This is a genomic window from Flavobacterium sp. B183 (genome assembly GCF_023539155.1).
In the GTDB taxonomy this organism is placed as follows: Bacteria; Bacteroidota; Bacteroidia; order Flavobacteriales; family Flavobacteriaceae; genus Flavobacterium; species Flavobacterium tructae.
Genome location: NZ_CP097434.1, coordinates 3,251,509 through 3,275,941 on the forward strand (window position 1 = coordinate 3,251,509; position 24,433 = coordinate 3,275,941).

Sequence of the window (24,433 nt, forward strand, 5' to 3'; positions counted from 1 at the left end):
AGGTGGAGGAATTTTCGTTGAATTAATTGTTCGGCAATTTCGTTCCACATTCAAAGCAATATTGTGCATGATCAAAATGTACCTGTGCATTGCAATTTTTGCATGTTTTTTTGCTGCTTACGACACTGTTTTTTAGACTGCTTTTTGCAAATTCAGCAGTTACAATTCCAGTTGGAACAGCTATAATTCCGTAACCTAAAATCATAACAAAGGCAGCAATAAACTGACCGAGAGGAGTCTGTGGAGAAATATCGCCGTAACCTACTGTGGTTAAAGTAACAATCGTCCAATAAATACTCATGGGAATACTTGTAAAGCCGGATTCTTTACCTTCTACCAGATACATAATCGAACCGATTATGATGGTGCTGATCAATACGAAGTAAATAAAAACAAGAATTTTCTCTTTACTGGCTTCGATGGCTTCCCGAAGTTGAATAGACTGATGTGAAATTTGCGGAATATGCAGGATTTTAAACAATCTAAAGAAACGTAAGGCTCTTATTATGGAAAGGACACTTGCTCCGGGGAAAAATATTGATAAATACATTGGCAGAACTGCCATTAAATCAATAATTCCGTAAAAACTAAAAACATATCGGATTGGTTTTTGAATCGAAATTATTCGAAGTACATATTCAATGGTGAAAAATACGGTGATAATCCATTCGCAGATAATAAGCTGAGTATGGTATTTTTGATTGATTCCCTGAACGGTTTCCATCATAATCAAAATAACGCTTAGTAAGATCAATCCAAGCAGAACCAAATCAAACATTTTTCCAAAAAACGTATCTGTCCCGTAGAGGATGATTTTGACTTTTTCCCGGAAGATTTCGTATTTTGATTTTATTTTTTTCATCCTCACGAAGATAAGGAAAGTTTTGCAGTGTTAAAAATGAAGAACCTTTATTGATTTACTCTTTCGGAGGTAACTCTGAATAATGTTTTTCACATCGCGATTATGCTGCATCGGAATTAAAATATTTTTTAGAATCTCGATGTTTGTAATTTGATAATTTAGATCGTAAAAGGCATATCCTTTATAAAGGCCATTTTCAATTAAAATGGCGCTTCTTTCGTTGACATTTCGGCCTCTGTCCAGCAAAATCATGCTTTTATTTTCGAAACTGTTTTCTGCGATAAATTGTTGTACACGAGCATTGTAAACTTCAGGTGTTACTTCTTCAATACAGGCACCGTCACATTCTTTGATTTTATATTGAAAACACTCTTTTTTGGTTTGATAAAGTCCCGTTAGCTTTTGGCATAAATGATATTTTGACGTAAATCTGAACAGAGCATTTTTACCTTCCTGCAAAGTACCAAATGAGGTGATTTCTTTTTTACGACCGTCTGCTTTTTCAAGCTTTAAATTGATATAACCATTAGTGTCTTTTTCTGCATATAAAGCATACTGAAAGATCGTTTTTCGTTGTGAACGATTATATTTTGGACGATTTATTTTTATTTCTTCACTTTCTTTTAGGAGTGCAATTAACTCGCTTCCCGTTTCATCATACGTGATGGTAAAAACTTCTGCCTGAATTTTTTTGCTTTTGGTGGTAATTCCTGTAAAATGTTGATTGACTCTTTTTTTGATGTTTTGGCTTTTTCCAATGTAGATTAGGGTTCCACCTTCATTATATATGTAATAAACACCAGTTTTTGCGGGCATTTGTGCCAGAATATCCAGAAATTTTGGAGCAATTCCTTTTTCTACTTCCAGTTTGATGAAATCTTTTACAATGGTTTTTTCCAGGTCTTTTTCCAGAAGCATTTTAAACAGCTTGGTTGTTGCCATTGCATCTCCGCTGGCACGATGTCTGTCTGCCATTGGAATTCCAAGTGCTCGCACCAGTTTTCCTAAACTATAGGAAGGCTGATCCGGAATTAATTTTTTGGCAAGTTCGACTGTACAAAGGGTTCTGGCTTCAAAATTGTAACCCAAACGTCTGAATTCTGTGCGTAAAATTCGGTAATCAAAAGAAGCGTTGTGTGCTACAATTATACAATCTGTAGTGATTTCTATAATTCGTTTAGCAACTTCAAAAAACTTAGGAGCAGACCGCAACATAGCATTATTGATTCCGGTTAATTTCACCACGAAGGGCTGAATCGGAATTTCAGGATTGACAAGGCTAATGAACTGGTCAATTACCTCGTGGCCATCAAATTTGTAAATGGCTATTTCGGTAATTCCTTCTTCATTAAACTGGCCTCCAGTGGTTTCTATGTCTAGTATTGCGTACATTTTCAATGTCAATATCAATTTCAAAAATCAATGTCAATGCTAAAAATCAATATTAAAAATTGAAATTTGCAATTGCTATTGTAATTGTCATTGAAAAATTATCTTTTATTTATTATCATTTTTGATGAAATTGCGATAAGTTGTTCAACTTCAATTAGAAGTTTGTCCCTTTTGTTATTATCACCTTCTTTTATATAATCTAAAATTTTTAGCGAATTTCTGGATTCCTTCAGTTCTTTTACAACTAAAGAAAGTTTAAAAATAAAATCTTTATCTGTAATTGAACCTTGTGCTTCTCCAAAATTCAGTGAAGCACTTCCGGATGATCTAATCAATTGATTTTTGTAATATTCATTTTCGAATAACTTCTCTAATTGTCTTGTAAAGAAAATACATTCTCCGGCAAAACGAACTAATCGATCCTCAAAATTGAATATTTTTTCCATTTATATGAATTGATTTTTGAAACTGTCATTGATATTGAGAACTTATCTTCCTCCAAAAATACTACTTCCAATGCGGACCATTGTACTGCCGCATTCAATTGCGAGTTGATAATCTCCGGACATTCCCATAGAGACAGTAGTCAGGTTGCAGTTTTCAGTTTTCAGTTCTTTTATGGAATCAAAAATAGATTTTAAATGTGTAAATTCCTTTTTAATTTGGCTTTGATCTTCTGTAAAAGTTGCCATTCCCATTAATCCCAAGATACGAATGTTTTTCAGTTCTTTGAATTCTGGTGAAGATAGTAATTCATTTAATTCGTTTTCGTCTAACCCAAATTTAGATTCTTCTTCGGCAATATATATTTGAAGCAGGCAATCAATAATTCGATCGTTTTTCAATGCTTGTTTATTGATTTCCTGCAACAGTTTTAAGCTGTCAACACCATGAATCAAACTTACAAAAGGAGCCATAAATTTGACTTTATTCGACTGTACATGACCAATCATGTGCCATTGAATGTCTTTTGGCATTTGTTCCCATTTTTCAGTCATTTCCTGGATTTTATTTTCTCCAAAAATGCGCTGACCGGCATCATATGCCTGCATTAAATCGGGAACCGGTTTTGTTTTAGAAACGGCAACTAAAGTTACATTTTCAGGTAAACCTGCCTTGATTGTATTTAAATTCGATGCTATCGACATGGTATTTCTTTTTTAGGAAAGGATAAATTGCTTGGAGATTTTCTCTGCTTTTTTACTTTCGCTATAATCATAAAAACCTTCACCTGATTTTACTCCTAACTTTCCGGCTCTAACCATATTCACTAATAGTGGGCAAGGGGCGTATTTTGGATTTTTGAAACCGTCGTACATTACATTTAAAATAGCAAGACAAACATCAAGGCCAATAAAATCAGCTAATTGAAGAGGTCCCATTGGGTGTCCCATTCCTAATTTCATTACCGTGTCAATTTCGTAAACTCCGGCAACTTTGTTGTATAAGGTTTCGATAGCTTCGTTTAACATTGGCATTAAAATTCGATTGGCCACAAAACCAGGGTAATCGTTTACTTCAACAGGAACTTTACCTAATTTTACAGATAAGTCCATGATGGTTTTGGTAACTTCATCGCTGGTGTTGTATCCGCGGATAATTTCGACCAATTTCATAATCGGCACCGGATTCATAAAGTGCATTCCGATAACTCTTTCAGGATGTGCTACAACTGCTCCGATTTGAGTAATAGATATCGAAGAAGTATTCGTTGCCAGAATGGTGTTATGAGAACAAGCTTCGTTTAATTGTTTGAAAATATTAAGTTTTAACTCTACATTTTCAGTAGCAGCTTCAACTACTAAATCCACACCAACAACGCCGTCTTTAATATCAGTATACGTAATAATATTAGTGATCGTTTTGGTAACTTCTTCTTGAGTGATGGTTCCTTTAGAAAGCATTCGGTCTAAATTGGCAGCAATAGTTGCCATTCCTTTGTCTAATGATTTTTCAGAAACGTCAATTAGTTTTACGACAAAACCACTTTGTGCAAATGTATGAGCAATTCCGTTACCCATTGTTCCTGCACCAATTACAGCTATAGTTTTCATTTAAATTTGATATTATATTTATGATTTTAGCCACGAGTTCACAAATTAATTTATGAACTCGTGGCTAATTTATTTTTTAAAACTTCCAAATTATTTATCGAAACAATCAATTATCTGATAAGCCACTCGTAATGCATCTGTTGCCTGTTCCAGAGTCACAACCGGAGTTGTGTCAGTTTTTATAGCATTAGCAAATGATTCCAGCTCATCTAAAATTGCGTTATTTTGTTCTACATCAGGATTTGTAAAATAGATTTGCTTTTTTACACCTTCTGCATTTTGTAAAATCATATCAAAATCACCAGGAATTTCCGGAGCGTCTTTCATTCGAACCACTTCACATTTTTTCTCCAGAAAATCTACAGAAATGTAGGCATCCTTTTGAAAAAATCGTGTTTTACGCATGTTTTTCATCGAAATTCTGCTTGCGGTTAGATTAGCCACACATCCATTCTCAAATTCGATTCTGGCATTGGCAATATCCGGTGTTTCGCTAATTACAGAAACACCACTTGCATTGATGTTTTTTACTTTTGAGTTTACAACGCTCAAAATGGCATCAATATCATGAATCATTAAATCCAAAACAACAGGAACGTCTGTACCACGAGGATTGAACTCGGCGAGACGGTGCGTTTCTATAAACATTGGATTTTCGATCATGTTTTTTGTAGCAATGAACGCAGGGTTAAAACGTTCAACGTGACCTACCTGACCTTTTACATGGTGTTCTGCCGCCAAAGCAATGATTTCTTCGGCTTCTTCAACAGTATTGGCAATTGGTTTTTCTATAAAGATATGTTTTCCTGATTTGATGGCTACCTTAGCACATTTGTAGTGTGAAAGAGTTGGGGTCACAATGTCGATAACATCCACAGCGTGAATTAATTTTGCAATTGTGTTGAAGTTTTTATAGCCAAACTCTTTTGAGATTCTTTCGGCATTTTCCTGATTTTCGTCGTAAAATCCAACTAATTCGTATTGGTCAGATTGTTGTAATAAGCGTAAATGTATTTTACCAAGATGACCTGCACCTAAAACTCCTACTTTTAACATGAGAATGTATTTTAAACAAAAATATAATTTATTTGTTGAAAGTAAAAGTTTAGTTAGGACAAAGTCGAAATTATTTGAACAATTTTAAATGTATTTACAGACTTAACTTCTCTTTAAAGTTATTGGTTTGTCTTCGTGATATTTCTACTTTTACTTCTTTCGGAAGCTGTACGAGCAGATTACCACTAAACCAAGGGTCTATTTTGAGTATATATTCTATATTGATAATTTGGTTTCGATTGGCCCGGAAGAAATAATCATCAGGAAGTTTCTCTTCAATATGGTTTAATGATTTATTAAGTACCGCTTTCTCATCCTGAAAAAAGATTCGGGTGTAGTTGCCATCCACTTCAAACAGAAAGATATCGGCAATTTTTACAAGCCAGCATTTCTCGCCATCGCGAATAAAAATCTGATTGTTTAGCGTCAGTTTCTTATTATTTTTTTCTTCTTTTTCAACTAGGTTTTGACTTACTTTTTCGATTGAATGTGCAAATCTTTTCGGATTTATAGGTTTTAGTAAATAATCTAAAGCATTGTATTCGAAAGATTTAATAGCGTACTCGTCAAAAGCCGTTGTGAAAATAGTAATGGGAACTTTGTCGAGCATTTCTAACAGTTCAAAACCATCTTTTTCTGGCATATTGATGTCTAAAAAAAGTAAATCCGGCTGCGTTTCCTGTATTAATTTAAAGCCTGAATCTACATTTTCTGCTTCTCCAATAATTTCAATTTCCGGATGATTTTTAATTAATTCTTTAAGCTCATTTCTGGCCAGACGGGAATCTTCAACAATAACAGCTTTTATTTTTTTCATACTTAAAGTATTGGAATTGTTATTTTTGCAATTACTTTATTTTCTATTTCCTGCAATTTAAAACGAGCTTTCTCGCCATAAATTAAATGCAATCTTTTCTCGATATTTTTGATTCCTAATTGTGTAGAATCTTTTTCAATGGTAAGTACTCCTGTATTCGAAACTACAATGGTCAAATTGTTGTTTTCCATATTGGTTTCTAATGAAATTTGGCCTCCTTCTTTTAATTTTGAAATTCCATGTTTAACCGCATTTTCGATCAGCATTTGAATGATCATTGGGGGGATTTGTAGTTTTAAAGTATTCTGATCTATTTGAGAAGTAAAGTTCAAACGATCTTCCATTTGAATTTTTGAAATTTCAATGAAGTTTTCTACCATTTCAATTTCTTCTTCCAGCGCAATTGTTGTAATCTCGTTTTTGGTGAGGGAATATCGAAGCATTTCGGACAATCGAGTGATCATTTCTCTCGATTTTTCAGGATTTTCCAGAATTAATCCGCGAATATTATTTAAGCTGTTAAACATAAAATGCGGATTGATTTGCCCTTTTAAAGCATTCAGTTGAGAATCTTTTAAAGTGTTTTCAATTTCCATTCGATCCATTTTATTATTCTTGATTTGCGAGGTTGTTTTGTAAATGGTGTACACAATTATCCAAAGAAAGAAAAGAAATCCCATCACAAAAATAAAGAAAATCTGTCTTTTGGCAGATTGAGACGGATGATCAAAAACTTCAGGGTTTTCATAAACATAATTGATCATTAGATAATTATATGCCGTTAGTATCCCAAAGAAAAAGAGAGCAGCTGAGAAAATTAAAAAAAGCATTTTAATAATTTCCCAAAGTTTAAAATCGTCCAGTTTTATGTACCGGTTATAAAAATATTTTAAAGCTATCGAAAGGAAAGTAAGCACGCAAACACTAAAAAAGTAGTCCAAAAGGAGTTGCCAGTTTTTGTATTTCAATATGTTTAATTCCGGAATGATAATTTGAGGAATAAAAATTATTCCTGAGTAGATAGTCCATATAATGATCTGAACTAAAATGAAAACGTGATCCTTTTTTTGAAACATTTTTATAAGTTATTTTACTTTCATCGGTGTATGGTATCCATAAATCATTCCTGCGATAAAAGAGACTACAAGGAGCAGGCAGATTACAACAACTATAGTCATTAGAATTTTTGCGGTTAATTTCATTAAGATAAAATTTTAAATAACAAATGGCTTATTTCAATAGTCAAAGCTATAATTATTTTGATCATAATTTTAAGTTTTAAAAACTTTGGCAATGTTGACATTGCCAAAGTTACATTTTAAATGATTAATTTTTTGGTTGAAAATCAGGATGTCCTACTTGCCATAGCGCAAAGCTTAAAACATCTGCAACTTCTTCATACGATTTTGCTTTTGAAGCTCCGCCAAAATGACCTGCTTCATAATCGACTTTTAATAAAGTTGGTTTTTTAGACGCATTTACCTCAAGCAATCGAGCAGCAAATTTAGCAGGTGACCAAACAATTATTCTAGGGTCATTGAATCCTGCTGTTGTTAGGGTTGCAGGATATTTAACACCGTCTTTTAGTTGTAAATAGGAGTCCATTTCTATAAGAGCTTTGGCTTCATCTTCGATTTTCATAGTTCCAAATTCAGGTGTATTTGCAGGTCCGTTTGGTGCATTTTCGCCTCTAACGGTATTCATACTTCCTACTCCCGGAATGGCTACAGCATATAAATCGGGTCTTTCAGTAATGGCTCTTCCTACCAGAATTCCGCCGGCGCTTCTGCTGTAGATTGCCGTTTTTGTCGGATTTGTATACCCTTCTTTAATCATGTATTCGGTACAGGCAATTACGTCTTTCCATGTATTTGGTTTTGTGCTTTTTTGACCTTCTAAATGCCATTTTTCACCTAATTCTCCACCGCCTCTTACGTGAGCAACAGCAAGTATTCCGCCTCTTTCTACCCATAAAAGCAGACTAGGATTAAAAGTAGGAGACATAGACATTCCGTAGGCACCATAACCATAGAATAAAACAGGATTGTTTGCATCTTTTTTGATTCCTTTTTTATAAATAAGGGATAGTGGAACTTCGACACCATCATACGATTTTACCATTAATTCTTCAATTTCAAAATTTTCAAATTCCGGGTATTCAGTAATAGTAGAGAGTTCTTCTCTGATAAAATTATTTTTCTTTACATCGTATTTATAACGCTCTCCTTTGGTGGTCCAGCCTGTTGTTCGAACCCATAAGTCTGAAAATTTACTTCCTCTTGAAGTTAAAACAATAGTAGCAGATTTTTTTGGTGTTTTGATTTCACTGTGTTTTTTTCCTTCAAAATCAGTGAAGAATAGTTTACTTTCGATTCCGTTTTTTGTTTTGGTATAAAAAATCCCGTCTTTGGTAATCGTAATAGGGTTCAAATTGGCTTCTTTGTCTTCAGGGATCACCAGTGTTGCAGTTGCTAAATTTGGATTAGCCATACTGGTTTTTGTTACTTTAAATTTTGGAGCATTTAAACTTGTGAAAAAATAAATGTCTTTATCGCTGAAAGCAAAATTTTTAATTTCATCTTTTCTGTCCGTTAATAATTTCCAGCTAATTTTAGCACTTTTCAACTCTGAACCTTTGGCAATAAACACTTTCATGTTTGGATTTACAGAATAAGGCATCAGAAAAATCATCTTACTGTCTACGTCATAACCCATAATAGGGATTTCTTCCTCTGCAATTTTTAATTCAGGATACATGGCCTTCGAAAAAATCACTTTATCCTTTGTAATGTCATTTCCTATAACGTGCAGTTTTGTAACGATATTCAATTGTGCTTTTGCATCATGAATATCGGCGGTTGGTGATTGTGAGTACAAAAATGATTTGTCATCGTCTAACCAATTGGCATTTCCAAATCTTAACTTGTCGATTTTATCCGCCAAAATTTTATTGTCGGCTGTATTTATTAAAAACATTTCGCTCATTTCACCACCATTTTTGGAAATATTTACAGCAATTAGTTTTCCGCTCTTATTGGGAGAGAAAGAACTAATAGTAAAGATGTCTTTTGCTTCACCTTTTAACGTTTGTGGGTCAAAGATTAACGTCTCTTTTCCCTTTAAACCAGCTCTTTTATACAGTTTTGCAACCTGATCTTTTGGAGTTGTTTTTTGATAAAAATAAGTACCATCTTCCATAATCTGCGTTCCGCTGATCGCCTCGGTAACTCTGTCATTTATAGAAGTCAACTCATCTATAAGAGTTTGTTTTCCCGGAATTGAGTTTAAAATATTGTTCGTATAATCTGCCTGAGCCTTTAACCAGCTTAAGGTTTGTTCATTTTTTAAATCCTCAAGGTTTCTGTATTTGTCTTCCACTGTAATTCCAAAATAAGTGTCTTTAGCAGGGACAGAGGGTGCTTTTTCGGGTTTGTTTTGTGCAAATAAATTTCCTGTCGAAATAACTCCTAGAGATAGAAAAGCGATCTTTTTAAGTGTATTGGTTTTCATGATTGATATTTTTTGATTGAAGATTAGATTAATTCAGTACGACTATAGTGATAAATTTATAAAGCGCAAATCCGATTATAAATCCTACGATAAATGATTTAATAATTTTGTAAATGTTTACTTCTTTTTGGGTTTCCATAATTTTTGGTTTTACTTATTGGTTAATTTTACTGATTGATTGATTGATTGATTGATTGATTGATTGATTGATTGATTGATTGATTGATTGATTGATTGATTGATTGATTGATTGATTGATTGATTGATTGATTTTTTACAAGTGAATTAAAAAACTAATGAAATTGGTAATAAGTCCGATTGCAAAACCAATAGCTAATGGTTTTAGAGCTTCGGTAGGAGTTTTAAAATTTAATGTGTTCATAATTTTGGTTTTTAAATTATTATTTCCTGATTGATGTTTCAAAAGTAGCAACACATCATCTGAAAATTTTTAAAAAAATGACGAACGGTTAATACAAGCATTTGAGTGGTAAATGGTTCTGATTACATTAAATTGAAAGAAGTTTCTGAGTTGAAAACATTCTGCGTGAAAGCATTTAAAATTGATTTACTTTCCTATTTTTGCAAAAATAAAACCAATCCATTTTGAAAGATACTGCCAAACATCAAGGACTTCGCAATCAATTAGTAAGCACTTTAGAACAAAAAGGAATTACTGATAAAGCAGTTTTAGATGCGATAAAAAAAATCCCGAGACACCTTTTTTTAAATTCAAGTTTTGAAGATTATGCATATCAGGATAAGGCATTTCCTATAGGAGCAGGGCAAACTATTTCGCAACCTTATACAGTTGCTTTTCAATCGCAATTATTGGAGGTTAAAAAAGACCATAAGATTTTAGAAATTGGCACAGGATCGGGGTATCAAACAGCGGTTTTGTTTATGTTGGGAGCAAAAGTGTACAGTGTGGAAAGACAGAGTGAGTTGTTTAGAACAACTTCTAATTTGTTTCCAAAATTAAACATTCGTCCAAAACACTTGTCTTTTGGAGACGGTTATAAAGGGTTGCCAAGTTACGCGCCTTTTGATAGTATTATTGTTACTGCCGGAGCTCCGTTTATTCCGCAACCTTTAATGGCGCAGCTTAAAATAGGAGGAAGACTTGTTATTCCGTTAGGAGAAGATGTTCAGATTATGACCCTATTGATTCGAAAGAATGAAACACAATTTGAAAAACATGAGTTTGGAGAATTTAGATTCGTTCCTTTATTAGAAGATAAAAATTAAAATAAAACCCACTAGCAATAGTGGGTTTTGTTTTATTGGCCAATAATACTAATATAACGCTCCAGACTTTCTTTTTCGATTTTGGCGATGAAGAATAAAAAATCTTCTTTGTCTTTTTTTATTTGAGCGGTTTCCAGAGATTGGTAGTATTGCATTCTGTTTTCATAATCTCCTTTTATATTGGCGATCAGATAGCCTTTTTGCATTAAAATTAAATTCATGACTAATCTGGAGGTTCTGCCATTTCCATCAATAAAAGGGTGAATTGTAACTAGTCTTTCGTGCATTTCAGCTGCAAGAATAACTGGATGTAGTTTATTTTTGTTGATTTCATACCAAATAAAGTATTCTTCCATTTCCTTTGCAACTAAAAAAGGCTGTGGAGGCATGTGACTGCTTCCCTGAATCATGACCTGTACTTTTCGATAACGGCCTGCATCTTCGGGAATTATACCTCTTAAAATTAAATTGTGGATAGATAAAAGATCGCGTTCATTTAAGCTGTTGTTCTTTTGCATTAAATCTTTGATAAAACCTATCGCTTCCTGATGATTAATGGTTTCAAGATGTTCTCTCATACTTTTTCCTGAAATGGTCAAGCCTTCGTTGATGACCATATCGGTCTCACGAAGCGTCATGGTATTTCCTTCAATTCGATTGCTTTCAAAAGTATATTCGAGCTCAAGTGCCTGACTAATTTTATAACTATCAAACTGTCTGTAAGTATCTAGTTTTTCTTTTAAAACATCTATTTCACTAAGGATTTTTTCTAAAGTGGTTGATAATTTTAATTTAGAGACTGTTTTATTGTATTTGATTTCTTTCTCTGCAACTTCAAGCGCTTTTAAAGCAAATTCATCATCACCAATTTCATAGAGAATTTTTTCTTTCAGCCATGCGATCATTAAAGTCTCATAGTCTATTTCTAGAAGTTGAGATAGCTTAACAATTTGATCTTTGGTTGGTTTCCTTGCACCACTTTCAAATTTGCTTATTAGAGCCTGATCGATGCCAAGCAGTTGTGCTACTTCACGGGTTTTTAGACCTTTTTGTTCTCTTGCATTTTTAAGGAGCGATTTCATTTTTACTTCATTTAAATTGTCTTGACAAATTTAGTCATAAATTTAGTAAAAAAAAAGCAATATCAAAATATTGCTTTTTAAAATACTATTTAAAAGGAATTGAACCGTCTTTTTTTCATTTCTTTTACCAATGCTTGCATAATTGCATCAACGGTTTGACCAAGGTCGGTAACATATTCTGATTTGGTAGTACCTGTCCAGATTAGTTTACTACTTTTCTTAAGGTTAAATTGTTTATAGTAAAAATAACAATAAAATAGTAATAAACACTTGTTTAGTAGTGATTTGGAAAGATATTCTATTTAGTTGTATGCTTTTTTGATTCGGTCTAAATCGCGTTTGGTATCCTGTTCTTTCAGAGATTCGCGTTTGTCGTAGTTTTTCTTTCCTTTACAGAGACCTATTTGCAGTTTGGCAAGTCCTTTTTCGTTGGTAAATAATTTCAATGGGACAATAGTAAGTCCTTTGGCCTGAACATTTTTATGCAACGTTTTAAGCTCCTTTTTGTTCAAAAGTAATTTTCTTTCACTTCTGGATTTATGATTGAATTGATTCCCAAAAGAATACTCTTCGATATAGGTATTAATGGCAAAGAGTTCCATGTTGTTAAATTCACAAAAGCTTTCAGTAATATTAGCTTTACCTAGACGTATGGATTTAATTTCGGTTCCCGACAAAACAATTCCCGCTGTGTAAGTGTCGATTATTTCATAATCAAAACGGGCTCTTTTATTAAGTATATTGACTGTTTTTAACATAGTGTACAAATGTAAAACAAAAATGAAAAACTTTAATAAAATCTGAAAGAATTAAAGTTTTTTTTTAATCTATGATTTTGATCATACCCAAAGAAAATGCTTACGTATAAGTTTGTTGAATAATTTTAAACATACTAAAACATGAAAAAAATTTTAACATTAGTAAGTATTGCATTTATTGGCTTGACCGCAAAAGCTCAGGAAACAAATCAGGGTTTAAAAGGAACCTGGTTTGCAACATCACAATTTGGTTATCAGCAAACTAAAACGGGCGACGTTAAAAATACAAATCTTTCTGTATTGCCAATTGTGGGGACATTTGTAACGCCTTCTGTTGCAGTAGGAGCAGGGTTTGGTATTATTAACATAAAAGCTGATGCAAAAGCAGGAACCGTAGCAAAAACAGATTTACTTGTTATTCAGCCGTTGGCTAGAAAATACTGGAATGTAGCGGGTTCGTTATATTTCTTCGGACAGGTAGCAGCTCCTATTATCACAGGAAAAGAGAAAGAAAGTGATTTGAAGATTAGCCAATATGGCTTATCGGTTTCGGGAGGGTTTGATTATTTTATTAGTAAAAATTTCTCAGTTGAGTTTTCATACGATTTGGCAAACTTTACGTCTACGACATTAGATCCGAAAAATGGTGAGAAAACTACAGTAACCAATTTTGGACTTGCACATGTGGCAAATGTTGATCCTTTTTACAATACAGCTTTAGCAGGAAGCAGACCAAATTTGACTTCTCCGCTTTCTTTTGGGTTTAAATTTCTTTTTTAAACAAACGACGGAAATTGATGTAAATTAATTTACTAGTTTTGTAAAAAAAAAGAAAGACCGTGCTTTTTGAAAGTACGGTCTTTTTAATAAGATTATTTAAAAGTATAAAATGCAAAATCAATCGAAAGATCCTTTACACGGTATAACGCTTCAAAAAATTGTAGAAGCATTAGTAGAATACTATGGTTTTGATACTCTGGCGGAATTAATTCCGATAAAGTGCTTTATCTCAAATCCAAGTGTAAAATCAAGCTTGACTTTTTTAAGAAAAACCGACTGGGCACGTAAAAAAGTGGAAGATTTGTATGTAAAATCACTGCCTAAATTGGCGAAGTAGTTTATAATTTATAAGAAATCATAACACCTCCACGGTATGGAAGCCATTCTCCGCTCTTATTCCAGTTTGGTGCTTTTTCATATCTTCCTGGAGTTCCATCGTTGTAATAACCGTGGTAAAAACCTTGGTGCCAGCCACCTCCTGCAAAAATATCCAGTAAAAATTTATCACTTAGTTTAATGTTATACCCAACAGTAACTCCTAAGCGGTAACCAAAACCATGTTCATATTTATTAGTGTCCCAGTAATTCCATTTTTGAATTTTGTAGACGTCTGGTCCAGCGTGCCCCCCTACATAGAAACCATTATAGTTTTCTTTAAAATGATAACGGAGTTCAGGTGTTAGTGTGTAGAATTGCATTGGATTTTTTCCATCAAAAGATTCCCAAAATGACGCCATTACGTCAACACTAAAAGTTAAATTTTTTCCAATACTGGTTTCAACTCCAACATTTGGCACTGCTAATAAAGCGGATGCAGCATTAAACTTAATAAAAGTTTGACTTTGAGATTGAATCGAAAAGAAAAGAATAAGGGCAATAAAAATTTTTTTCATAAAATAGGTTTTCGAGATGTTGAAATAAGTTCTTTTTTCTTATTTCGATTGCAAATATAACGCAAACCAATAGTTACTATTATCCAGAACCATTAATTTAACAGGAATATTTTTTTTCAAAAAAAGCTATTGTTTTTTATTGCTTAATAATGAGTAGATTACGCTATCGATGAATTTGCCGTCATAAAATTCACATTCTTTAAAATGTCCTTCTTTTATAAAGCCACACTTTTGTAATACTTTCTCAGAGGCATAATTTTCAGGGTCAATTACTGCTTCAATCGAATGTAATTTTAATTCTTCAAAACCATAAGTGATCAATCCGTTTACTGATTCCGGGATGATTCCTTTTCCGTGAAATTCCGGTAGTAAAATATATCCAATTTCAGCACGATGATGCTCTGGCTGCATTCTGTAATAGCCAATGATTCCTAATAATTTAGGGTTGTCTTTTAGCGTAATTCCCCAATTGATTCCTTCATTTGCGACAATTTTGTCTTCAATCATCTTAATATGTGCTAGGGCATCTTCAGAATCTTTAACTAAGGGACGAGGGATGAATTTCATCGTTTCGGGATTTGAACGCAATTCGAAAACTTCATTAACGTCGTCATTTGTGATTCTTCGTAAAAGCAAACGTTCTGTTTCGATTACAGGGAAGGGAGTAAAATTAAATTCCAGCATTTTTTTGTAGATTATAATATTGAGATACTAAATTTTGAATTAAAGTTTTGATTAGATTCGAGAACTAAAACTCCTTCTTTTTCGAATAAATTTCCCGAATTTTCAGCAGTGTCAGAGTATCCAAGCCAGGGTTCAATACAAATAAAAGGAGCTTGTGGTTTTGTCCAGATTCCTAAACTTGGAAAATCTTCAAAATCAACTTTGACATAGGGCTTGGAGTTTTGAAGAAGCGTTAGCGATTTTGATTCCAGGGTTTTAAAAATTAATGCATCGTTTTCGAATAATTGATAGTCAAACGGAATTAATCCATTTTCATTTTTCAAGGTTTCTGTTTGATTAGAAATTAAATCATTCTCTAAGAGATAATATTTTAAAACTTCTTGCTTTTCGAATTGGAAAGCATAATTTTTAAAATCTCCCGGTAATGCTATCGCAGGGTGAGCTCCGATCGAAAATGGCATTTTGCTTTTTCCTGTGTTGATTACTTTATATTCAATATTCAAAGTTGTGTTTTCAACGCTGTAAATAAGCTGTAGTTCAAATTCAAAAGGATATTTTTCTAATGTTTCGGCATTTGATTTTAAAGAGAAGATTGCTGTATTTTCAGTCTTTTCGATCAATTCAAAGTTCATATCACGTGCAAAACCGTGTCTTGGTAGCTGGTATGCTTTTTCGTCGATTGTATAAGTATTGTTTTTAAGGGTTCCTACAATAGGAAAAAGTACCGGAGAATGTTTGCCCCAAAAGTCAGGATTGCCTTCCCAGATGTATTCTTTATTTTGATTGTCTTTTAATGAAAATAATTCTGCTCCGGAATGTTTTATTGAGACGCTTATCGCTGAATTGTTGATAGTTGTGTTCAAAGTGTTTGAAATTGAAAAAGATTACTGATATACTGATGTAAATATATTTTATAAATTTTATTTTTTTAGGAAAATGGCTTAAAATATTTTTTGCATAAAATTTTGCTAAAATTGAATTTACGTTTTATAATTTCTCTGTAAATAGCTTTTTTTTTCATTAATTTGCTACATAAACAGCTAAAAATTATGAAAAAACAATCCTCAAAAGCCTTATTAACCATGGCTTTGTTTGTTGGAGTTTCTTCTGTCTGGGCACAGCAAACACCTCCTGCAACAGTAGTAAATCCTGTTAACAATTACGATTACCACGATGCGTTTGGACCAAATTTCTATACCAAAAATGGAACACCAACGCGCTCTGCAAACGGTCAGCCGGGAGTTGAATATTGGCAAAACAGAGCCGATTATCAGATTACTGCAAAATTAAACGGAACTACGAATGAAATTACTGGTACAGATGAAATTACCTATACCAATAATAGTCCGGAAAAAATGTCATTTGTATGGTTGAATTTAGATCAGAATTTATTCAAAAATGATTCAAGAGGGAACGCGGTGGTGCCACTTTCAGGAAGCCGTAATGGTGCTCAGGGACAGGTTTTTGATGGAGGAAACAAAATTAAATCGGTTAAAGTAATTTCAGGTGGAAAGAAAAAGACTGAAATTGAAGCAAAATATATAGTTACAGATACCAGAATGCAGATATTTCTTCCGGAAACATTAGCATCAAAAGGGGGAGCTGTAAAAATTAAAATTGAGTTTTCGTTCGTTGCACCTTTTGAAGGATCAGACAGAACGGGAGTTTTGGAAACTAAAAACGGTAAAATTTTTACGATTGCGCAATGGTATCCCCGTATGTGTGTGTACGATGACGTAAAAGGATGGAATACTGCGCCTTATTTGGGTGCATCAGAGTTTTATTTAGAATATGGAAATTTTGATGTAAAGTTAACGGTGCCTGCAAATCATTATGTTGTAGGATCAGGAGAATTGATAAACGGCGCAGAAGTATTACCGGCAGAACAGCTTAAACGCTATAAAGAAGCAGGTCAAAGCGATAAAACCGTAACAATTCGTTCTGCAGAAGAAGTTGCTGCTACGGCAAATTCAAAAACAACAGGAGAGAAAACATGGCATTATCAAATAAAAAATGCTCGTGACTTTTCATGGGCTTCTTCGGCAGCTTTTGTTTTAGACGGTGCCAAAATTAATCTGCCTAGTGGTAAAAAAGCACTGGCTTTATCAGCTTATCCGGTAGAAAGTGGCGGAAATGAAGCTTACGGACGTTCCACTGAATATGTAAAAGCATCGATTGAGCACTATTCTAAAAAATGGTTTGAATATCCTTATCCGGTAGCCACAAACGTTGCAGGAAACGAAGGTGGAATGGAATATCCGGGAATTGTTTTTTGCAGCTGGGAGTCAAAAGGACAAGATTTATGGGGGGTAACCGATCATGAATTTGGGCATATTTGGTTTCCTATGATTGTAGGTTCAAACGAAAGATTATTCGCCTGGATGGATGAAGGATTTAATACTTTTATTAATTCATTAAGCACTGAGGAATTTAATAAAGGTGAATATAAGGAAGCGCCATCGAATTTGCACAAATTAGCAGAGCCATTCACAAGACCGGATCTGGAAACGATAATGAGTTCTCCTGATAATATGAAAGAGGCTAATATTGGGATGCTGTGTTATTTTAAGCCAAGTTCTGGTTTGGTAATTTTAAGAGAGCAGATTTTAGGAAAAGAGCGTTTTGATCTTGCTTTCCGTACTTACATAGAGCGTTGGGCTTATAAACATCCTCAGCCGGATGATTTCTTCCGATCAATGGAAAATGTTGCAGGTGAAGATTTAAGCTGGTTCTGGAGAAGCTGGTTTGTAAACAATTGGCGCTTTAATCAGGGGATCAATTCAATTAAGTACATAAAAAATGATCCGGCAAAAGGAGTTGCAATCACAGTTGAAAATTTCGATAAAATGCCTATGCCGGTTATTTTAGATGTGAAAACAAAAAGTGGGAAAGTGACAAGAGTTAAATTGCCTGTTGAAGTATGGCAACGTAACAATGTTTGGACGTTTAAACACAATTCTACTGAAGAAATAGAAAGTATCACGCTTGATCCGGATAATGTTTTTCCAGACAATAATCAAGCTAATAATGTTTGGACAGCCGGTAACGGTAAAATAGAAAAAGATGTAGTTTTAGATGGTTATTTAGGAACCTATTCGACTTCAAAAGCTCCTTTGAAAATTGATTTTACAGAAAAGAATAATGTATTGAATGTTCTAATAACAAATTATCCGAAGTTTACGGTTAAGGCGGTAGAAAATGAAAAAGATGTCTTTCAATCAGCTGAAGCTGGACTAAAGTTCAAATTTAATGAGGCTAAAACAGGTTTTGATATGATTATTTTGAGCAATGGTAATGCAATACCGTTTACTAAAAATTAAAAGATAAAAAAGTAAATACTTAAGAACCCGATAGTTATTTTGAACTATCGGGTTTTTTATGGGCCAATATTAACATTCTGTAAAAAAAATGTTAGAATTTTATTTTTTTGTTTTGTAAATAAAAAAATAGTGTACTTTTGCAGTCGATGAATAAAATAAGTTTACATATAACTTCTTTGTCACGGACAAACTCAGCTGTAACTTCTCCCGAAGTACGGACACTATCTCTATAGTATCCACAGAGTTTTTCGCCGCGTATTTATTTATATTCATTTTTCATTTTGAAATCACATCATTTGTCCATTGGACAAACATATCCTAAAAGTATATATTATTTTTTAAATTTTCTTAATCAAGTTTTTGATTTTGAGAATGTTACTTCTATTTTGCTTATTTTTATTGGATTGAATTCAGGATTTCAAACTAAACAATACGTTTTAATTTTTAACTCTAACTTCAACTATTGAAATGAAAATCTCTATTGTTGTTACTCAGGAAGAACACTTCAAATTCGCACAGGAAATTTGCGATACAATAGAATCATCAGCCTTATTAAGAGGCACCGGGATTGCTAAAAGAACTCCTGAATACATTCAGAAAAAAATGTCAAATGGTGATGCGATGATTGCTTTGGCAGACGGAAAATTTGCAGGTTTTTGTTACATCGAAAGTTGGGAGCACGGAAAGTTTGTTGCTCATTCCGGCCTAATTGTGCATCCGGATTACAGAAGTTTAGGCTTAGCCAAAAAAATCAAGTCAAAAGTTTTCGATTACTCTCTGGAAAGATATCCTGATGCCAAGATATTTGGTATTACAACAGGTTTGGCTGTTATGAAAATAAATTCTGACTTAGGATATAAACCTGTACCTTTTTCTGAACTGACTACCGATCCAAGTTTTTGGGCTGGCTGTAAAACCTGCACGAATTACGAAATTTTAAAAAGCAAAGAAAACAAAATGTGTCTTTGTACAGGGATGTTGCATGACCCGAAAGACAAACAAAAAGATCCGCCAAAACACCCATTTAACGTAGCCGTTTTAAGCAGATTGAAAAAAATCAAACAAGCTTTGTTCCTGAATAAAACATTGTTTTTCGGGTTCTTATCTTAAAAATTAAACTAAAAATTAGAATCTCAAACTTGCTAAATACGAAAGTATTGGCCTAAATTATAAAAAATGAAAAAAGTTGTATTAGCTTATAGTGGAGGATTAGATACCTCGTATTGTTTGAAATATTTAAAAAATGAAAAAGGATACGAAGTTCATACGGTTCTGGTAGATACAGGAGGATTTGATGAAGAAGAATTGTCAGCTATCGAAAAGAGAGCGTATGAGTTAGGAAGTGCACAACACGCAAACCTAACAATTGTAGACAAATATTATGACAAAGCTATAAAATATTTGATTTTCGGAAATGTGTTAAAAAACAATACCTATCCGTTATCAGTGAGCGCTGAACGTGTTTTTCAGGCAATTGAAGCGATCAAATATGCTAAAAAAGTTGGAGCAAGTGCGATTGCACACGGAAGTACAGGTGCAGGAAATGATCAAATCCGTTTCGATTTGATTTTCCAGACTATTGCTCCTGAAATTGAAATCATTACTCCAATTAGAGATTTAAAACTTTCAAGACAAGAAGAAGTAGATTATTTATCTAAAAATGGAGTGCATTATTCTTGGGAGAAAGCACAATATTCAATCAATAAAGGACTTTGGGGAACTAGTGTGGGAGGTAAAGAAACCTTAACATCAAGTGAGCCTCTGCCAAGTGAAGCTTATCCTTCGCAATTGCAAAAAGAAGGAGAAGAAAAAGTGACTTTGCATTTTGAGCAGGGAGAATTAGTAGCCTTAAACGGTAAAAAAGATGTTCCTGAAAAAAATATTGTCAAACTTGAAAAGCTGGCAAATGCTTATGCTATCGGGAGAGATATTCACGTAGGTGATACCATTATCGGGATTAAAGGAAGAGTTGGTTTTGAAGCTGCCGCGCCGTTAATTATCATCAAAGCTCACCATTTACTGGAGAAACATACACTTGGTAAATGGCAGCAATACTGGAAAGAACAATTAGGAAACTGGTACGGAATGTTATTTCACGAAGGGCAGTTTTTAGATCCGGTAATGCGCAATATCGAAACCTTCTTGCAGGATACTCAAAAAACAGTGAACGGAACCGTAACAGTTTCATTAAAACCCTATCATTTTTCACTTGACGGAATTGAATCTAAAAATGATTTAATGAATACAGGTTTTGGTCAGTATGGAGAAATGAATAATGCGTGGACATCTGACGATGCAAAAGGATTTATTAAGATTTTAGGTAATGCTCAAAACATATTTTCATCTGTAAACCATTTAGATCATGATTAATATCGGAATAATTGGTGGCTCAGGCTATACAGCCGGAGAGCTCATCAGAATCTTAATGAATCATCCCAAAGTAAACATCGATTTTGTTTACAGTACAACCAATTCGGGAAAACCGCTTTCTGTGGCACATCAGGATTTGATGGGAGATATCGAAATGAACTTTACAGATGTGGTTAATCCGAATGTAAATGTAGTGTTTCTATGTCTTGGTCACGGGAAATCTATTTCGTTTTTGAAAGAGAATCAGTTTGCAAGTCACACGAAAATCATCGATCTGGGAAATGATTTCAGATTGAACAAAGATGCCCATTTTGAAGGAAAGGATTTTGTTTATGGTCTTCCGGAATTGAATAAATCAGCGATCAAAAAGGCAAATTATATTGCAAATCCTGGTTGTTTTGCTACAGCGATCCAATTGGCTTTACTGCCTTTGGCAAATAGTGACCTGTTGCTTAATGATGTACATATTAATGCAACAACCGGAAGTACCGGAGCTGGAGTGGGACTTTCAGAAACGTCTCATTTTAGCTGGAGAAACAACAATATGTCACATTACAAAGCTTTTGAACACCAGCATTTGGGAGAAATTGGAGAAAGTTTGGTTCAGTTACAAGATGATTTTGAAAGTGAATTACTTTTTATTCCAAATAGAGGAGATTTTCCAAGAGGAATTTTTGCCACACTTTATACTATTTCCGATGAAAGTCTGGAGCAGACGGTATCCAGATACGAAGAATTCTATAAAAATGAGCCTTTTGTTACCATAACAACGACAAACATCAATATGAAACAAGTTGTTCAAACCAACAAATGTATCATTAGTTTAATGAAAAAAGGAAACCGGATTCTGATCACCTCAATTATTGATAATTTAACCAAAGGTGCTTCGGGACAAGCCATTCAAAACATGAATTTAATGTTCGGATTAGAAGAAACCACCGGTTTAAAATTGAAACCAAGCGGATTTTAGTAAAAATTTATTTCAAGTTTCAGGTTTCACGTTCCATACGTAACTTGAGATTTGAAACTTAAATCAAGTTCAGGTTTAAGTTCCAGGTTTAACGTTTAGCGAGCAACCTGAAACCTGAAACCTGAAACAAAATAAACAAAAAAACATGAACTTATTCAACGTTTACCCATTATACGACATCACTCCGGTTAAAGCTATAGATTGTACAATTGTAGATGACAAAGGAGTAGAATACTTAGATTTATACAGCGGACACGGTGTAATTTCGATTGGCCATACACAACCGGATTATGTAGCTAAATTAAAAGATCAATTAGATCACTTAGGATTTTATTCTAACGCAATTCAGAATCCATTACAGTTAGAACTGGCTCAAAAATTAGGAAAGTTATCAGGATTAGAAGATTATGAATTGTTTTTATGCAGTTCAGGTGCTGAAGCCAACGAAAATGCATTAAAATTAGCTTCTTTTCATAACGGAAAATCAAGAGTTATAGCTTTTGATAATTCTTTTCACGGAAGAACCTCTGCGGCAGTTGCAGTTACCGATAATAAAAAAATTGTAGCACCAATAAATGCGCAGCAGGAAGTTACTTTTTTACCCTTAAATCAAATCGAATTAGTTGAAGCAGAACTTGCAAAAGGTGATGTTACAGCAGTAATTATTGAAGGAATTCAAGGAGTAGGAGGTTTAGACGAGGGAACAACTGAATTTTTTCAAGCTCTGGAAAAAGCCTGTAAAAAGCACGATGTGGTCTTGATTTTAGACGAAGTACAGTCAGGATATGGAAGAAGCGGGAAATTTTTTGCCTTCCAACATCACGGAATTAACGCTGATATTATTTCGGTTGCAAAAGGAATGGGGAATGGTTTTCCGGTTGGAGCTATTTTAATCTCTCCAAAATTTGAAGCAAGTTTCGGATTGTTGGGAACTACTTTTGGAGGTAGTCATTTATCATGTGCTGCCGGAATTGCAGTGCTGGATGTAATTGAAAAATTGGATTTACAGAAGAATGTAAACGAAGTTTCGGCTTATTTTTTAGAAAAAATTAAAGAAATTGAAGGAATTAAAAAAGTAAAAGGGAAAGGTTTGATGCTTGGAGTAGAGTTTGATTTTGATGTAGCAGCTTTAAGGAAAAAACTAATCATCGAAAAACATATTTTCACCGGAAGTGCCAACAATAAAAATCTGTTGAGAATTCTTCCTCCATTAACAGTAAAGAAATCAGATATTGATACTTTCATTGCAGCTTTAAAAGAAAGTCTGGAAGAACTTAAAAATTAAAGGTTACCCATATACATAATACTGTTGATTCGTTTAATTGGTTAAACGATTAAACGAATTAACGGCTAACCAATTAAACCAAAAAAATGACCCCATTATCAATTGAAAAACGTAATCTGGTTTTGCATGCTATGGCGCAGCTGGTCGAGCAGGAGCGGAACCAGATTATCTTAACCAATCAGGAAGATCTTGCTGATTACGACGGCTCAGACTTAGCAATGGAAGAGCGTTTAAAGGTAGATGATAAAAAAGTGGATGAAATGATTGTATCACTCAATCAACTGGCTTCGCAAGAAGATCCGGTTGGAGTAGAGCGTTTTCATTTTGTTCATGATAATGGCATAAAAGTGATTAACAAAACGGCCGCTTTCGGGACGATCTTAATCATTTACGAATCCCGCCCCGATGTTACAATTGAAGCTGGGGGAATAGCTTTTAAATCCGGAAATAAGATTTTATTGAAAGGTGGAAAAGAAGCCTTAAAATCGAATTTGAAAATTGTGAGTCTATGGCATCAGGCTTTAGAAAAAAACGGAGTATCAAAGGACTGGGTAGAATATTTGAATTATAATCGTACAGAAACTCAGGCTTTTTTAGAAAAACCAACTCAAAAAGTAGATTTAATTGTTCCCAGAGGAGGAGAAAAGTTAATTGAGTTTGTAAAAGCACACGCCAGCTGCCCGGTTATTGTAAGCGGACGAGGAAATAATTTTGTTTACGTTCATGAAAAGGCAGATACGGATTTGGCTTTAAAAATCATTATAAATGCCAAAACTTCTAAAATCTCAGCGTGTAATGCAGTTGATAAGGTTTTAATAGATTCGAAGCTACCCAATTTTGAAGGATTTACAGCTATTTTAATTGAAGAATTAAAACAGTATAAAGTAGAAGTAATTGTAGATGAATCTCTAAAAAGCTTTGAGGATACAACAACACTTCAAAACGAAGACATTTGGTACGAAGAATTCCTGGATTATAAAATAGTAATCGGAAGCATCGATTCTGAAGAAAATGCAATAGAAAAAATAAATAAATATTGTGGAGGACACTCGGCAGTAATTATTACAAGAGATAATAAGGCAGCACAGGAATTTATGGATGCCGTGGATACTGCAGCCGTTTATCAAAATGCTTCAACACGTTTTACAGATGGAGGTCAGTTTGGTCTGGGAGGAGAATTAGCGATAAGTACCGATAAATTGCATCAGCGAGGCCCTATCGGACTTCAGCATCTCGTAACCAATAAATGGTATGTGTACGGAGAAGGGCAAATTAGATAATTAGACTCTCTTAGATTTTAAACTATGAATTATTGATTTTTAGAATTTGGATTTTATTAAAGATAAAGCTTT

23 protein-coding genes are annotated in these 24,433 nt (G+C 33.9%); 9 read left to right on the forward strand and 14 right to left on the reverse strand.

The annotated features are described in order from the left end of the window. Positions 1–22 precede the first annotated feature (22 nt). The 9 genes from M4I44_RS13790 to M4I44_RS13830 form a co-directional block, all read right to left on the reverse strand. Positions 23–862, reverse strand: a complete 840-nt coding sequence (locus M4I44_RS13790) for an ion transporter (protein ID WP_017497124.1) — start codon at positions 860–862, stop codon at positions 23–25. A gap of 30 nt (positions 863–892) precedes the next feature. Continuing rightward, positions 893–2,254, reverse strand: a complete 1,362-nt coding sequence (locus M4I44_RS13795; RefSeq protein WP_017497123.1) for an exonuclease domain-containing protein — start codon at positions 2,252–2,254, stop codon at positions 893–895. A 98-nt stretch (positions 2,255–2,352) separates the two neighbouring features. Then, complete coding sequence (locus M4I44_RS13800; protein WP_089077995.1) at positions 2,353–2,700, reverse strand: four helix bundle protein; 348 nt, start codon at positions 2,698–2,700, stop codon at positions 2,353–2,355. A 42-nt stretch (positions 2,701–2,742) separates the two neighbouring features. Continuing rightward, positions 2,743–3,402: a YggS family pyridoxal phosphate-dependent enzyme gene (locus M4I44_RS13805; protein ID WP_017497121.1), complete on the reverse strand. Its 660-nt coding sequence runs from the start codon at positions 3,400–3,402 to the stop codon at positions 2,743–2,745. Between the two features lie 12 nt (positions 3,403–3,414). Then, positions 3,415–4,308: a 3-hydroxyacyl-CoA dehydrogenase family protein gene (locus M4I44_RS13810; RefSeq protein WP_017497120.1), complete on the reverse strand. Its 894-nt coding sequence runs from the start codon at positions 4,306–4,308 to the stop codon at positions 3,415–3,417. A gap of 90 nt (positions 4,309–4,398) precedes the next feature. Continuing rightward, complete coding sequence (locus tag M4I44_RS13815) at positions 4,399–5,364, reverse strand: Gfo/Idh/MocA family protein (RefSeq protein WP_089077992.1); 966 nt, start codon at positions 5,362–5,364, stop codon at positions 4,399–4,401. A 94-nt stretch (positions 5,365–5,458) separates the two neighbouring features. Continuing rightward, positions 5,459–6,181, reverse strand: coding sequence for a LytTR family DNA-binding domain-containing protein (locus M4I44_RS13820; protein ID WP_017497118.1), 723 nt, complete (start codon positions 6,179–6,181; stop codon positions 5,459–5,461). Between the two features lie 2 nt (positions 6,182–6,183). After that, on the reverse strand, positions 6,184–7,257 hold the full coding sequence (locus M4I44_RS13825) for a sensor histidine kinase (RefSeq protein ID WP_249965038.1): 1,074 nt from the start codon (positions 7,255–7,257) through the stop codon (positions 6,184–6,186). 250 nt (positions 7,258–7,507) lie between these two features. Then, entirely contained in the window at positions 7,508–9,691 is a 2,184-nt protein-coding gene (locus M4I44_RS13830) for a prolyl oligopeptidase family serine peptidase (protein WP_249965039.1), read from the reverse strand. Between the two features lie 606 nt (positions 9,692–10,297). Here M4I44_RS13830 and M4I44_RS13835 point away from each other — a divergent pair. Further along, positions 10,298–10,939, forward strand: coding sequence for a protein-L-isoaspartate(D-aspartate) O-methyltransferase (locus tag M4I44_RS13835; protein WP_017497113.1), 642 nt, complete (start codon positions 10,298–10,300; stop codon positions 10,937–10,939). Positions 10,940–10,971: 32 nt separating this feature from the next. Here the strand turns inward: M4I44_RS13835 and M4I44_RS13840 are convergent, their stop codons facing one another. Together M4I44_RS13840 and smpB are read right to left on the reverse strand one after the other, a co-directional pair. Continuing rightward, complete coding sequence (locus M4I44_RS13840; RefSeq protein WP_017497112.1) at positions 10,972–12,021, reverse strand: Fic family protein; 1,050 nt, start codon at positions 12,019–12,021, stop codon at positions 10,972–10,974. A gap of 302 nt (positions 12,022–12,323) precedes the next feature. After that, on the reverse strand, positions 12,324–12,779 hold the full coding sequence (gene smpB / locus M4I44_RS13845) for an SsrA-binding protein SmpB (RefSeq protein ID WP_017497111.1): 456 nt from the start codon (positions 12,777–12,779) through the stop codon (positions 12,324–12,326). Between the two features lie 141 nt (positions 12,780–12,920). On the opposite strand from smpB, the gene M4I44_RS13850 reads away from it, so the two are divergent. Together M4I44_RS13850 and M4I44_RS13855 are read left to right on the forward strand one after the other, a co-directional pair. Continuing rightward, positions 12,921–13,559 carry a porin family protein gene (locus M4I44_RS13850; RefSeq protein WP_249965040.1) on the forward strand — a complete coding sequence of 213 codons (639 nt, stop codon included), beginning with the start codon at positions 12,921–12,923 and terminating at the stop codon, positions 13,557–13,559. Positions 13,560–13,668: 109 nt separating this feature from the next. After that, positions 13,669–13,896 carry a VF530 family DNA-binding protein gene (locus M4I44_RS13855; RefSeq protein ID WP_070908521.1) on the forward strand — a complete coding sequence of 76 codons (228 nt, stop codon included), beginning with the start codon at positions 13,669–13,671 and terminating at the stop codon, positions 13,894–13,896. 1 nt (position 13,897) lies between these two features. Here M4I44_RS13855 and M4I44_RS13860 read toward each other — a convergent pair whose 3' ends face one another. From M4I44_RS13860 to M4I44_RS13870, 3 genes are all read right to left on the reverse strand, one after another. After that, a complete protein-coding gene (locus tag M4I44_RS13860; RefSeq protein ID WP_249965041.1) occupies positions 13,898–14,452 on the reverse strand; it encodes a DUF3575 domain-containing protein in 555 nt (184 codons plus the stop codon). 126 nt (positions 14,453–14,578) lie between these two features. Further along, entirely contained in the window at positions 14,579–15,136 is a 558-nt protein-coding gene (locus M4I44_RS13865; protein WP_249965042.1) for a GNAT family N-acetyltransferase, read from the reverse strand. An 11-nt stretch (positions 15,137–15,147) separates the two neighbouring features. Next, a complete protein-coding gene (locus M4I44_RS13870; RefSeq protein WP_249965043.1) occupies positions 15,148–15,999 on the reverse strand; it encodes an aldose 1-epimerase family protein in 852 nt (283 codons plus the stop codon). A 186-nt stretch (positions 16,000–16,185) separates the two neighbouring features. On the opposite strand from M4I44_RS13870, the gene M4I44_RS13875 reads away from it, so the two are divergent. The 6 genes from M4I44_RS13875 (at position 16,186) to M4I44_RS13900 (ending at position 24,361) form a co-directional block, all read left to right on the forward strand. Continuing rightward, complete coding sequence (locus tag M4I44_RS13875; protein ID WP_249965044.1) at positions 16,186–18,456, forward strand: M1 family metallopeptidase; 2,271 nt, start codon at positions 16,186–16,188, stop codon at positions 18,454–18,456. 468 nt (positions 18,457–18,924) lie between these two features. Next, positions 18,925–19,566 (forward strand): GNAT family N-acetyltransferase, encoded by a 642-nt coding sequence (locus M4I44_RS13880; RefSeq protein ID WP_017497103.1) that lies wholly within the window; start codon positions 18,925–18,927, stop codon positions 19,564–19,566. Positions 19,567–19,632: 66 nt separating this feature from the next. Beyond that, positions 19,633–20,826: an argininosuccinate synthase gene (locus M4I44_RS13885; protein WP_017497102.1), complete on the forward strand. Its 1,194-nt coding sequence runs from the start codon at positions 19,633–19,635 to the stop codon at positions 20,824–20,826. Then, positions 20,819–21,796, forward strand: a complete 978-nt coding sequence (gene argC / locus M4I44_RS13890; protein ID WP_249965045.1) for an N-acetyl-gamma-glutamyl-phosphate reductase — start codon at positions 20,819–20,821, stop codon at positions 21,794–21,796. Before M4I44_RS13885 ends, argC begins: the two co-directional genes overlap by 8 nt. A gap of 145 nt (positions 21,797–21,941) precedes the next feature. After that, positions 21,942–23,081, forward strand: a complete 1,140-nt coding sequence (locus tag M4I44_RS13895; protein WP_249965046.1) for an aspartate aminotransferase family protein — start codon at positions 21,942–21,944, stop codon at positions 23,079–23,081. An 86-nt stretch (positions 23,082–23,167) separates the two neighbouring features. Then, positions 23,168–24,361 carry a glutamate-5-semialdehyde dehydrogenase gene (locus M4I44_RS13900; protein ID WP_249965047.1) on the forward strand — a complete coding sequence of 398 codons (1,194 nt, stop codon included), beginning with the start codon at positions 23,168–23,170 and terminating at the stop codon, positions 24,359–24,361. Positions 24,362–24,433: the final 72 nt, after the last annotated feature.